Annotated in this window: 8 protein-coding genes; 5 read left to right on the forward strand and 3 right to left on the reverse strand. The window is 69.0% G+C overall.

Annotation, left to right across the window (positions count from 1 at the left end; all coding sequences use genetic code 11):
- Nucleotides 1-240: 240 nt before the first annotated feature.
- The gene (locus IE275_RS46805; protein ID WP_189711436.1) at nucleotides 241-8,394 is read left to right on the forward strand and encodes a ricin-type beta-trefoil lectin domain protein; all 8,154 of its coding nucleotides are present in this window, start codon (nucleotides 241-243) and stop codon (nucleotides 8,392-8,394) included.
- Nucleotides 8,395-8,399: 5 nt separating this feature from the next.
- Nucleotides 8,400-8,756, forward strand: coding sequence for a hypothetical protein (locus tag IE275_RS13960; RefSeq protein ID WP_189711438.1), 357 nt, complete (start codon nucleotides 8,400-8,402; stop codon nucleotides 8,754-8,756).
- Between the two features lie 41 nt (nucleotides 8,757-8,797).
- Here the strand turns inward: IE275_RS13960 and IE275_RS13965 are convergent, their stop codons facing one another.
- The gene (locus IE275_RS13965) at nucleotides 8,798-9,001 is read right to left on the reverse strand and encodes a DUF397 domain-containing protein (RefSeq protein ID WP_189711440.1); all 204 of its coding nucleotides are present in this window, start codon (nucleotides 8,999-9,001) and stop codon (nucleotides 8,798-8,800) included.
- Between the two features lie 8 nt (nucleotides 9,002-9,009).
- The gene (locus IE275_RS13970) at nucleotides 9,010-9,861 is read right to left on the reverse strand and encodes a helix-turn-helix domain-containing protein (RefSeq protein ID WP_189711442.1); all 852 of its coding nucleotides are present in this window, start codon (nucleotides 9,859-9,861) and stop codon (nucleotides 9,010-9,012) included.
- A gap of 199 nt (nucleotides 9,862-10,060) precedes the next feature.
- On the opposite strand from IE275_RS13970, the gene IE275_RS13975 reads away from it, so the two are divergent.
- On the forward strand, nucleotides 10,061-10,462 hold the full coding sequence (locus tag IE275_RS13975; protein WP_189711444.1) for an ATP-binding protein: 402 nt from the start codon (nucleotides 10,061-10,063) through the stop codon (nucleotides 10,460-10,462).
- Nucleotides 10,463-10,495: 33 nt separating this feature from the next.
- A complete protein-coding gene (locus IE275_RS13980) occupies nucleotides 10,496-11,419 on the forward strand; it encodes a hypothetical protein (protein ID WP_189711446.1) in 924 nt (307 codons plus the stop codon).
- 20 nt (nucleotides 11,420-11,439) lie between these two features.
- Here the strand turns inward: IE275_RS13980 and IE275_RS13985 are convergent, their stop codons facing one another.
- Nucleotides 11,440-12,399: a D-2-hydroxyacid dehydrogenase family protein gene (locus IE275_RS13985; protein WP_189711448.1), complete on the reverse strand. Its 960-nt coding sequence runs from the start codon at nucleotides 12,397-12,399 to the stop codon at nucleotides 11,440-11,442.
- 69 nt (nucleotides 12,400-12,468) lie between these two features.
- On the opposite strand from IE275_RS13985, the gene IE275_RS13990 reads away from it, so the two are divergent.
- Nucleotides 12,469-12,915, forward strand: coding sequence for a DUF3052 domain-containing protein (locus IE275_RS13990; protein WP_189711450.1), 447 nt, complete (start codon nucleotides 12,469-12,471; stop codon nucleotides 12,913-12,915).
- Nucleotides 12,916-12,986: the final 71 nt, after the last annotated feature.

Raw genomic sequence — 12,986 nt, forward strand, 5'->3', positions numbered from 1 at the left:
CTTTGCTGTTCTTTGTCTGATTTTGATCAGTGACATAGCTAACACGGATCCTTTGAGTCTTGACGAGGATCTTCACGATGTCTTTATTTTCGTGCTCGATCTGTAAGTCCACAGTCACCAAGTGCCATCGCGCTGAACGGTTTTGATGGCTCGTCACGGGGGAAGGTCAACTTGGCCGTGCATGCGGTGCTGTCCTGGTGCGGCAGGGGTTCACTGGCGAGATCGCCACGTGAGCGCCTGGTGCGTCGCAGAACCCGGGCCGGTGTCATCGCCGGACTGGTTCTCGCCCTCAACGTCACCCTGCTGCCCAGCGCCCTGGCGTTCGGCCCCGACGACCCCCGGACGGCGGTCGAGCTTGAGGACCTCCAGGAGACGGACGCCGTCCCGCTCGACGAGACGCTGACCGACAACCTCGAGGAGCTCGCCGGCTCCGCCGCGACCGACCCCCAGAAGGCGTACGAGCCCGCCGCGGTCGCCGAGGTGCCCGAGGCCTCGGGCAGCAAGGCCGTCGACAACCTCACCGCGGGCGGCACGACCGAGGTCGCGAAGTCGACCGACGGCACGATGAGCATCGGCGTCGGCGCCCCGGAGGGCGCCACCTCCGCCGAGGTCGACGCCCTCGAAGGCCAGTGGAGCGTCGCCGCCGCACCCGAGGCGGACGCGGTCGCGAGCGGCGCCCAGGGCTTCCTGCTCGCGGTCGACGCCCCCGACACCGCCACCGGTGACGCGGTCGTCTCCATCGACGCCACCAAGCTCGCCGAGACCTACAGCGCCCAGTGGCTCGACCGGCTCTCCTTCACCCTGATGCCGTCCTGCTACGCCGAAACCCCCGACCTGGAGGAGTGCTCCACCGGGATCCCGGTGACCACCGAGGTCGAGCGCACCGGCGACACCGTCACCGTGCCGCTGGACGCCGGGGACTCCTCGGGCTCCGAGGCCGACACCGGCGAGGACGGCGCCTCCGACGAGGTCGTGGGCGACACCGACACCACCGTCGACGTCCCCGAGACCCTGGTCAACGTCACCCTGGACACCGCCGACCTGCAATCCGTCACCGCGCAGTCCACCGCGAACACCGCGGTGAGCACGGACGCCGGCCGCGTCGACGCGGCCGTCTGGCACGAGGACGCGGCCGGAGCCGTCCGGCAGATCGCCGACTCCTCCGGCGGCGGCCTCCTCGTGGGCAGCTCCTACGGGGCCGGCGCGGGCGGCGACTTCTCGGCCAGCCCGATCGTCTCGGCGGGTTCCTGGACGTCGGGCGGCTCCTCCGGCGCCTTCAGCTACTCGTACACGATGGCCGCCCCGCAGGTCCCCGCCGGCCCGACGCCCAACGTCACCCTCAGCTACAACTCGCAGACCTCGGACGGCCGTACCTCCTCCACCAACAACCAGGTCTCGTGGGTCGGCGAGGGCTGGGACTACAACCCCGGCGCCATCACCCGCACCTTCGTGGGCTGCGCCGCCGACACCGCCGACGCCAACAACGCCAAGCACTTCACCGGCGACCAGTGCTGGGGCTCGTACAACGCGGTCCTCTCCCTGAACGGCACCACCACCGAGCTGGTGCGCGACGACACCACCAAGCAGTGGAGGGGCGCGCGCGGCGAGAACATGCGCGTCGAGCTGCTCGACGCGGCCGACTACAAGGCCCTCACCGGTATCGACGGCTCCAACAACGGTGACAACAACGGTGAGTTCTGGCGGGTCACCACCGACGACGGCACCCAGTACTACTTCGGTCTGAACCGGCTCCCGGGCTGGACCTCCGGCAAGCCCGAGACCAAGTCGGTGCTGAACGTCCCGGTCGCCGGCAACCACTCCGAGGACCCCTGCCACGCCGAGAAGTTCGCGGACTCCTTCTGCGACCAGGGCTGGCGCTTCCAGCTCGACTACGTCGTGGACACCACCGGCAACGCGATGTCGCTGTGGTGGGAGAAGGAGAAGAACGCCTACGCGCGCAACATGAAGGAGAAGCCGGCCGTCGCCTACGACCGCGGCGGCTACCTCTCCCACATCGACTACGGTCAGCGCGCCACCACCCTCTTCTCCGCGGAGCCGCTCGGCCGGGTGAGGTTCAACGCCCGCGAGCGCTGCTTCGAGGACCCCGCCCTGAACGTGGCGTGCTCGAACAGCAACTTCGACTCCAAGCAGTCCGACCGGACCCGGCCCTGGTTCGACACCCCCGCCGACCTCGCCTGCGCGACCGGCGGCAAGTGCACCACGTACGCCCCGACCTTCTGGTCCCGCAAGCGGCTCGCCTCCGTCGACTCCTGCACCCAGCGCGAGCAGGGCGTGACGCTGACCGAGTACACCTCGGACGCCGACGGCAACGAGACCGGCCAGCGCAACGCCTGCGGTCTGGAAGGCGACACGGACACCACGACCTCGCTGTCGAAGGTCGACTCCTGGGGCCTGAAGCAGTCCTTCCCCTGGAACCTGACGGGCGAGTACACCGCGCTGTGGCTGGAGTCCATCACCCGCACCGGCTATGCCGTGGACGGCTCCACCGACCGGCTGAACCCGGTCTCCTTCGGCCACAACGAGAACCCGCTGCCCAACCGGGTCAAGAACGGCTCCTCCGACACCAACCCGCTGTTCGCGCGGCTGCGCATCCAGGACGTCGTCTCCGAGTACGGCGGCCGCACGCACGTCGACTACAAGGCGCCCGAGGGCAAGTGCCTCACCGGCGCCGACCGGCCGGCGATCGACAAGAACCACTCCCTCTGCTACCCGGCGTACTGGCACGCCGACGGTGAGCTGGAGGACAAGCGGATCTCCTGGTTCCATAAGTATCTCGTCGACAAGATCACCGAGTTCCCGCGTCTGGCCGACGCGCAGGACATCGTGACGACGTACGACTACGCCACCGACAGCGACGCCGTCGACGGCGCCCTGTGGGCCAAGAGCCAGTCGGAGTTCTCCCGCCCCAAGAAGCGCACCTGGGACGACTTCCGCGGCTACCCGCTCGTCACCACGACCACCGGCACCACGGACGCGGTCGGCGGCAGCGCCGCCTCCAAGTCCGTCACCCGCTACTTCCGCGGCATGAACGACGACGTCCTCGCCGACGACACCCCGGAGAAGTCCTCCGACGACGTCAAACGTTCCGTCGTGACGACCGACGTCACCGGCGCGACCCTGGCGACCGACCGCAAGGCGTACACCGGCATGGTCGCCGAGTCGCTCACCTACCCCGACACGTCGGCCGACACCACCACCGGCTGGATCGCCCGCACGGTCAACGTCCCCGACGCCCCGGTCCGCCTGGCCACCCGCAACCGCACCGACGGCCCGGACGTGATCTCCGAGCGCGTCACGCTCGGCAGCACCTCGACCGTCTCCAAGGCCTCGGTCAAGGGCCCGGACGGGTCCTACCTGCGCACGGTGACCACGGAGACCGAGTACGACCCCACGTACGGCCTGCCGACGAAGGTCAAGGAGTACGGCGACACGGCCGTCTCCGGCGACGAGTCGTGCACCGCCACCTCGTACGTGCACAACACGTCCGGCACGAACTACCTGATCGGCCTGGTCGCCCGGACCGTCACCACCACCGGCACCAGCACCTGCTCCACCGATCTGTCCAGTGCCACCGGCTCCACGCTGGTCAGCGCCTCGCGCATGTACTACGACGACGCGACCTCGTCCACCGCCACGCCCACCAAGGGCCTGGTGACGAAGACGGAGGCGCCGACCGGCGCGGGCACCGGCTGGGAGACCGCCAATCCCGAGTCGCGCACCGCGTACGACTCCACCGGCCGGGTCACCAAGGTCACGGACCCCACCGGCGTGGTCGACACCACGGCGTACACACCGTCGAGCGGCCAGGTCTACAGGATCGACACCGTCACCGGAAGCAAGGTCGTCGACGGCGTCGAGACCGGCTTCACCGAGAGCACCACCCTGGAACCGGGCCGCGGCACCACCATCAGGACCACCGACGCCAACAACCGGTCCTCGACGTACGAGTACGACCCGCTGGGCCGCGCCGTCGCCGCCTGGGACCCCACCCAGTCCGCCACCGACGATCCGACGGTCAAGTACACGTACAACATCGACCCGAAGAAGCCGGTGTCGGTGGTGGCGGAGTCGCTCTCCGACAACCCGAGCACCGCCGCGGGCGACGGAAAGTACGAGTCCTCCACCACGATCTACGACGGCCTCGGCCGCGAACGCCAGACCCAGACCCCGGCGGTCGACGGCGGCCGGCTGATCACCGACACGCTCCACAACAGCGCCGGCCAGGTGCGCTACACCCGCAACGCGTACTACATGGAGGGCGACCCGGGCACCGACCTGGTCGTTCCCGCCTCCGAGTCGCTGGTCCCCAATGCGACCTCGTACACGTACGACGGCCTGGGCCGGGTCCTCACGGTCACGCCGGTGCACAGCTCCTACCCGCAGACGGGCGAGTCGTTCACCAACGCCGGCAAGACGGTGACCACCACCGACCGCCGCACCCGCTACGAGTACGGCCTCGACCACACGGTGATCCGCCAGCCCAAGGGCACGCCCGCATCCCGGGTGTGGACCGACGCGCTGGGCCGCACGACCCAGCAGGACACCTTCGGCGACACCGCGCTGACCGAGGCGGGCGCGGTCAGCACGACATACGCGTACGACCTGCGCGGCGACATGGTGACCAGCACCGACGACGTCGGCAACACGAGGACGTGGAAGTACGACGCGCTGGGCCGGGTCACCGACACGACCGACCCGGACGCCGGGGCGACCCACACCGACTACGACGCCTACGGCCGGGTGGACAAGGCGATCGACGCCCGCGGCCAGACCGTCTCCTACACCTATGAGCGGCTGAACCGCGTCGAGCAGGTCAAGGTGACCCCGAAGGGCTCCACGACCTCCACCCTCGCGCAGACGTACGCGTACGACGGCGCGACCGGCGGCAAGGGCCAGCTCGCCTCGGCGGTCCGCTACACCGACGGCAAGGCGTACACCACCACGATCGGCGGCTACACGGCCGACTACCAGCCCACGGACGTGACCACGGCCCTGCCGCCGGGTTCCACCGCGGGCCTGACCGCCGACGGCTTCGCCACCCAGTACAAGTACACGTACAAGTACAACGACGACGGCCAGCTCGAGACGTACACGACCCCGGCGGCCGGCGGCCTCGACGCCGAGGACGTGATCACCCGCTACAACGAGGCCGGCCTGCCGACCTCGGTCTCCGGCAAGGACTGGTACACCTCCGAGGCCGCCTACTCCCCCTACGGCCAGGCGCTCCGCTCCACCATCGGTGAGCAGGGCCACCGGCTGTGGCAGGAGAACACCTTCAACGAGTCCACCGGTGAGCTGCTGACCAGCAGGCTCGTCCGGGAGAGCGCCACCGACCAGACCGTCGTCCCCGGCAGCGAGGTCAGCAAGCGCTCCTACGCCTACGACCCGTCGGGCAACGTCCTGTCCGTCGCGGACAAGATGGGCAGCGCCACGGACCAGCAGTGCTTCAAGTACGACGTGCTCGGTCAGCTGAAGGAGGCGTGGACGACGCCGGGCGGCGGCGCCTGCACGGCCTCCGGCAAGACCACCGCCGAGCCGGTCTACTCCGACGGCAAGGTCAACGTCTCCTCCAACAACGACGGTTACTGGCAGTCGTACGACTACGACGCGCTCGGCAACCGCACCAGGAAGACGGTCTACAAGGCCGACCCGACCTTCACCTCCGGGGTGCGCGACACCGGCGGCGACGTCGTCACGGACTACGCCTACGGCACCAGCGACACCGCGAAGAACGACCAGCCGCACACGCTGACCTCGTCCACGACGTCGTCGAGGACGGCGGCGAACGTGGCGGTCACCACCCGTTCCACCCAGACCTACGACGCCGCGGGCGGGATGGAGACCCGCTCCACCGGCGGCGACACGGCCCAGACCCTCACCTGGACCTGGGACGGCAAGGTCGAGTCCGTCACCGGCTTCGGCACCGACGGCTCAGGCGCCTGGATCGGCGCCGGCGACCTGTGCATGGACCTCTCGGGCGGCACCACGGCGGCCGGTACCGCCATCCAGATCTACGTCTGCAACGGCAACAAGTCGCAGCAGTTCCGCCTCAAGGCCACCGACACCGACAACAACGGGACGGTCGAGGACGCGACGATCGGCCAGCTCATGGTGGGCGGGCAGTGCCTCCAGCCGAGCAGCGCCACCGCGGGTTCGGCCGTCGTCATCCAGGCCTGCGACAAGGCCGCGGCGGCGCAGCGCTGGCAGACCCTGAGCACCGGGCAGGTCAAGTACGTCACGGGCACCTCGACGAGCCTGTGCCTGTCGGCCCCGGCGTCGACGGTCGGCACCGACCTCACCCTGGCGGCCTGCAACTCGACCGTCGCGGGCCAGCTCTGGAAGCCCGCGTCCAAGACGACGTATGTCTACGACGCGATGGGCAACCGCCTGCTGGAGCGCACGAGCGCCGGCGCGATCCTGAACCTTCCCGACACCAAGGTCTCGCTGACCACGGCCGGCAAGGTCCGTTACGTCGAGCGCACCTACGCAGGCATCGGCGGCCCGTCGGTGACCCGGTTCCGTGAGGGCGCCAACAACACGGCCGGTGTCAGCGAGCACCTGTTCGCCCAGGCGACCGACCTCAACGGCACCCCGCTGGCGGAGGTCCGCCTGGACGGCGGGATGCAGGTCCGCGTGCAGCGCAAGGACCCGTGGGGCGAGGACCGCGCGGTGAGCATGCCCATGCGCACGCACACCGGGTTCCACACGGGTGACGACGACGTGGAGACGGGCCTGACCCATATGGGCGCCCGCGAATACGATCCGGGCACGGGCCGCTTCATCTCGGCGGATCCGGTCCTGGACCAGAGCGATCCGTTGCAGGCCAACGGCTACTCGTACGCGAACAACAACCCGGTGACGCACTCGGACCCCTCGGGTCTGACGTCCTCGGCCTCCAGCTTCGACGCCTCGATCGCGGCGCTGGACGCGAAGATGGCCGAGTACCAGAAGACGCTGAACCGCTCCATCGGCGACGTGATCCTCGCGACCGGCTGGGCCGTGTTCAAGGAGTTCATCGGCTGGAACGACGTCGTCGGCTGCTTCACCCAGGGTGACCTGTGGGCGTGCGGCAGCCTCCTGATGGACGCCATCCCGTGGACCAGCGTCTTCTCCAAGGGCAAGAAGATGTGGCGCGCCTTCAAGGGCACCATGAGCGCGGTCAAGGCGTTCCGTGCGGCCAAGCGCGCCGCCGAGATCGGCATGAAGGCGGCGAAGGCGGCCAAGGCGGCGCTGATCAAGGCGAAGAAGGCGGCGGAGGCGGCCGCGGCGGAGGCCAAACGAAAGGCCCGAGCAGCCGCGAAACGCGCAGCCGAGGCGGCCAGGAAGAAGTCGCACACAGGCTCCAAGGGCGCCCGGGGCAACTCGGTCCAGGTCAAGTCCCGCACCCAGGCCCAGTCCAAGGGATCGAAGGGCGGCGGCAAGGCGGAGAACAAGTCCGGCGGCTCCCGCAACGGCTCGGGCAAGGAGGACTCGGGCGGCGACGGCGGTGGCTCGAGCGGAGACGGCGCGAGCTGCCCGATCAACAACAGCTTCATCCCGGACACCAAGGTCCTGATGGCCGACGGCTCCACCAAGGCGATCAAGGACGTCAAGGCCGGCGACAAGGTCCTGGCGACCGACCCGAAGACGGGCGAGACCCGGGTCGAGACGGTCACCCGTGAGATCACGGGCCAGGGTGTCAAGAAGCTGGTCAAGGTCACGATCGACACCGACGGCAAGAAGGGCTCGAGAACGGCCCAGGTCACCTCGACCGCCGGTCACCCGTTCTGGGTCCCCGAACTCGGTGACTGGATCGCGGCGACCGACCTCGAGGCGGGCGAGTGGCTGCGCACCGGCTCCGGCACGCTGGTCCAGATCACGGCCGTCGAGCGCTGGACGACGCTGGACGCGAGGGTCCACAACCTCACCGTCAGCATGCTGCACACGTACTACGTGCTCGCAGGGGCCACGCCGGTCCTCGTGCACAACTGCGGCGAAGCGGACCCCCAGAGTGCTCCTGGCGGGAAGAACGGCCCTGACGTCAGCATCAAGACCCTGAAGATGTCGTTGGGCCGAGCGGGAATGAGTGTCTCTGACTACGACATCGTGCACGTGCCCGTGATCCGCACGTCCGGGGATGACCTGCCGGCCTACGCGAACAGCCCCATCGGTGTCGACGGGGCCCCGAAGACAGGTCCGCGCGGCCGTCCGCTCATTGAGATTTCCGACATGGGGCTCGCGGACATGGATACAGCCGTGGTCACGCTCTTCCACGAGATCTACCATCAGCGGATGTATGTCACTCGGCCGAGAATGTTGGGCGGAAGTCATGCTGACGCCGACGAGTTCGGTGAAGCCATGCTCGCCATCTTCAAGCGCAGGACTGGACGATGAGCCGGATGACGCGATTCACGTCCCAGGAAGTCGAAGCCATCGGGCAGGGCAGAAAGTTTCTTCAGGATCAGTCGGAGTGGCTTTGTTCCGCGTGCGGAGAGGTCTCGGTCCGCACCTACCTCAGAGAGACGCGGCGCGCGAATCGACCTGCTCTGATCAACTACACCTGGTGTGCGGCCTGTCGCAGGATGACCGAATCGTCAGGTCCCATGCCGCCCGGTTTGATCATCTCCGATCAATGGCGAGAGGTGGACCCCGTGGCCTGGGCGGAGTTCGACACGAGCCTGTCCAAGCTGTTCGCCAGGCTCGACCGGCTGTGGCAGGACGGTGTGCTGCCACAAAGCTTCTCCTGGACGCGGTAGCAGAGCGACGCGTCGATCGGCTGGGGCGGGCCCTGAGGCGGTTACCGGGTCTGCTCGGTCAGCGCCTCGGTGCGTATGCCCGCCAGGAGGTGGGCGAGGGCGGCGCGGGTGGTCGTGAGGACCATGGCCGGGGTGTCGCTCTCGCGGACGTGGAGGGTGGTGGGGGTGGAGGTGAGTTCGAGGCAGTTGTTGCCGTCGGAGCCGCCTGAGAAGGAGGACTTTTGCCACTTGCAGAGGGTGGTCACAGCGCGCCTCACAGCTCCTTCGCCAGCCTGCTGATGAAGTCGCGCGACCGTTCGGGGTCCAGCGACTCCGCCTCCAGCTTACGGAAGAGCGTTCGAAGGGCGCCGAGCTGAGCTTCGGAGTCGACAAGGGCTGTTCCCTCGGGCCCGTCACGCTGCGCGGAATCCAGCTTGGGTACGGCACCACCCGTCAGAGTCATGGTGTTCCAGGCTCCTGCGAAGCCGTCCCGGTCGAAGGGGATCACCCGCACGCTGACGTGGTCCGCCTCGGACAGCTCCAGCATGTGGGTGAGTTGGGCCCGGGCGGCAGCTCGGTCGCCGGTCCTGATGCGCAGCGCCGCTTCGTGGATGACCGTCTCGTACGGGACGGGCTCCGGACGCTCGATGATCACTTTCCGCTGCATCCGATGATGAACGCGCAATTCCAAGTCCCTGTCGGGCAGGGCCGGGACCCGGTACGCGAACACCGCCCGCGCGTAATCCTCCGTCTGGAGAAGTCCGGGAATGTGCAGGCACTCCACGTCGGCCCGGTAGGTGGCGTGGTGCTCCAACTCTGCGAGGTCCAGGAACGCCGAGGGCAAGTGGCCTCGGTATTCCTCCCACCAGCCGCGTGTTCGATCGGTCGCCATCGCCACCAGCGCGTCGATGAACGCATCGTCCATGCAGGCATAGTGCGCGGCCAGGCTCCGCAGGCGCTTCTCACTCACGCCGGAGTGGCCGTACTCGATCTGGTTGATCTGCGTGGAGCTCACGCCGAGCAGGGCCGCCGCCTCCCGGGCCTTGAGGCCGGCTGCCTCGCGGAGCCTGCGTAGCTCGGTGGCCAATCGCACCTGACGTGCCGTCGGCTCGCGCCTCAGTCCCATGGGTCGCCTCTCAACACGCCGGTGAGCGCTACTCGTTCGAGGGCAAGATTACGGGATCGGCTTGCTCGACCTAGAAATCCAGGTCTACCGTCGGTGACGCGACGTACACGCTGCGGAAGCGCACCGCCCCGTCCTGCCATGACGGCTGCGGCACTGCCACCGCGCCCCAGGACCATCACCCCTCACACGGAGTCGACGTATGCCCGAAAGCTGGGAGTACACCCTTCACATCCCCCATGACCCCCGCGCCGTCACCGTCTGCCGCCGCACCCTCCGCCTGATCCTCGCCCTGCACCGCCTGACCCACCTCGCCGACACCGCAGAGCTGCTCACCTCCGAGCTGGTCTCCAACGCGGTACTGCACACCAAGGGCCCGGCCGCCCTCCGGATCCGGTACCGGGAAGGGGTGCTCCAGATCGGCGCCTGGGACGCCGACCCCCAACCTCCCGAGCCCCCGGGAAAGTTCGGCGAACTCACCGACGCCGAGAACGGCCGCGGCTTCGCCCTCGTGCGGGCCAACTCGGACCTGTGGGGTTGGCAGCCGCTCTCCCGGCTGGGCCGTCGCGGCAAGCTGGTCTGGTGCGAACTGAACGCGGCGTAGCTCGTTGATCTCGTCGGACAGAAAGGAGAGCCGATGGTCGGCTCGTCGCACGAGGCGCTGCACCGGATCTTTCAGAAGGATCCCGCGCTGCTGACCCGTGCCTTACAACAGGTGTTGGGCATTGCCTTTCCCACGCCGTACGAGTTCGCCGGCATGAACGTCGACCTCACCGAGATCGAGCCCGTCGAACGGCGGGTGGACACGCTGCTGCGAGCGGAGACCGACGAGGGCGCCTATCTCCTGGTTGTGGAGTCGCAGGGCAAACCGGACGAGAGGAAGCGCGGCAGCTGGCCGTACTACCTCAGCTACCTCCACGAGAAGTACCGGTGCGAACCGGTCCTCATCGTCGTCACCCAGAGCAGCGCCACCGCCCGCTGGGCGGCGCAGCCCATTCACCTCGGCGTACGCGGTACTCCGTCGCTGACGGTGCGGCCCTTCGTGCTGGGGCCGGACAACGTGCCGGTGATCGCCACCGAGAGAGAGGCCAGACAGGACCCGACCCTCGCCGTGCTCTCGGCCATGACGCACGGCCGGGGGCGGCAGGCCCCCGCCATACTGGAATCGCTGGCAGCCGCCTTGCGGACCATCGACCGCGACACCGCAGCGGTCCTCGTGCAGTTCGTCGACTCGTGCCTGGCGAATGACCAGGTCCGGCAGATGTGGAGGGACCTGATGACAGCGATGCAGTACTTCTGGCGACACCCGCTCGCCGAGGAGGTACGAGAGGAAGGCCGGGAGGAGGGACGGGAGGAAGGCCGGGAGGAGGGACGGGAGGAAGGTCGGGTCAAGGACCGGGCCGAGATGATTCTGCGGATCCTCGAGTGGCGTGGCATCGCCGTGCCGGACGACGTCCGAGCCCGCGTCGAAGCCTGCACCGATTTCGACCGGCTCGCCGTCTGGTCCGAGCGCGCGGTCCACGCGACCAGTGCGACCGACGTCTTCGACGCCGGCGAGTAGCCCACCGCGGGTGCCGGAGTTCAGCCCAGCACCCGCATCGGCGACCCCTCCAGATACGCCCGGATGCCGTCCACCGCCTGCCCGTAGTACCGCTCGTAGTTCGCCCGCGACACGTACCCCAGATGCGGAGTCGCCAGCAGACGGGGAGCCGTCCGCATCGGATGGTCCGCCGGCAGCGGCTCCACGTCGAAGACGTCCACCCCCGCCCCCGCGATCCGCCCCTCCCGCAACGCCGTCACCAGCGCGTCCTGGTCGACGATCGCCGCGCGCGAGGTGTTCACCAGGTAGGCCGTCGGCTTCATCAGGGCCAGTTCGGCGGCGCCGATCAGTCCCCGGGTGCGGTCGCCCAGCGCCAGGTGCACGGACACGAAGTCGCTCCCCGCCAGCAGTTCCTCCTTCGAGGAGGCGAGCCGTACGCCCACCTCCTCCGTCCGCTCCACCGTCAGGTTCTGGCTCCACGCGCTCACCTCCATGCCGAAGGCCGGCCCCACCCGGGCCACCAGGGCGCCGATCTTCCCCAGGCCCAGGAGCCCGAGCCGCCGCCCGTGCAGATCGGCGCCGACCGTGGACTGCCAGGGCCCGCCCGACCGCAGCGCGGTGCTCTCCTCGACCAGCCCCCGCGCCAGCCCCAGCAACAGCGCCCAGGTCAGCTCGACCGGCGGGGTCGACGAACTGGCCGTACCGCACACCGTCACACCGTTCGCCCGCGCCGCCGCGTAGTCGATCACCGAGTTCCGCATGCCGGAGGCGACGAGCAGCCGCAGCCGGGGGAGCCGGTCGAGCAGCGACGCGGGGAAGGGGACCCGTTCCCGCAGGGTCACCACACAGTCGAAGCCGGCCAGGGCCGCCACCAGCTCGTCCTCCGTCCTGAAGTGCTCGGTGAAGGAGACCACCTCCACCTCCCCGCCCAGCGAGGACCAGTCGGCGAAGGCCGTCGCCACGTTCTGGAAGTCGTCGAGTACGGCACAGCGGAAGGGCACGGTGTTCTCCTCCGGGCGCGGTGCCCTCCTCCGGGTGAGGCGGGTCCCAGGCGAGGCTACGGTGGAACGGTGAGCCCCTCGGCCGCGACCGGCGGCTACTCCGGCACCCCTCTCGCCCGAAAGCTCGGCGTCAGGCCCGGACACCGGCTGCGCCTGCGCCACGCCCCGCCCGGCTGGGACGTACCCGGTCTCCCCGAAGGCGTCGACCTCGCCCCCGGCGGCCCCCGCGACGCCGACGTCACCGTCGCCTTCTACCGCACCCATGCCGACCTCGCGGCCGAGACGCCCGCCCTGGTCGACGGCCTCGCCGACGACGCCATGCTCTGGATCGCCTGGCCCCGCAAGGCCGCCGGGCACCTCAGCGACCTCACCGAGAACGGCCTGCGCGACCTCTTCCTCCCCCTCGGCGTCGTCGATGTGAAGGTCGCGGCGCTGGGCGAGGACTGGTCGGGGCTGAAGTTCGTCCGCCGCAAGGAACGGCGAGGGGAAAATCGCCGTAAAGAGGGCACAAAGTGAACCGGCGTCAGAGCAACCCGTCCATGTGAGGCAACATCTTGGTGAACGACGGGCGTCGTCGTGGGCCGGAT

Source organism: Streptomyces phaeofaciens (assembly GCF_014648915.1).
GTDB lineage: Bacteria > Actinomycetota > Actinomycetes > Streptomycetales > Streptomycetaceae > Streptomyces > Streptomyces phaeofaciens.

What these genes read in the sequence shown, in the direction of transcription:
- IE275_RS13980 (WP_189711446.1), top strand. Translation starts at nt 10,496, where the DNA reads ATGGTCGGCTCGTCGCACGAGGCGCTGCACCGGATCTTTCAGAAGGAT.
- IE275_RS13975 (WP_189711444.1), top strand. Translation starts at nt 10,061, where the DNA reads ATGCCCGAAAGCTGGGAGTACACCCTTCACATCCCCCATGACCCCCGC.
- IE275_RS13960 (WP_189711438.1), top strand. Translation starts at nt 8,400, where the DNA reads ATGACGCGATTCACGTCCCAGGAAGTCGAAGCCATCGGGCAGGGCAGA.
- IE275_RS13970 (WP_189711442.1), bottom strand. Translation starts at nt 9,861, where the DNA reads ATGGGACTGAGGCGCGAGCCGACGGCACGTCAGGTGCGATTGGCCACC.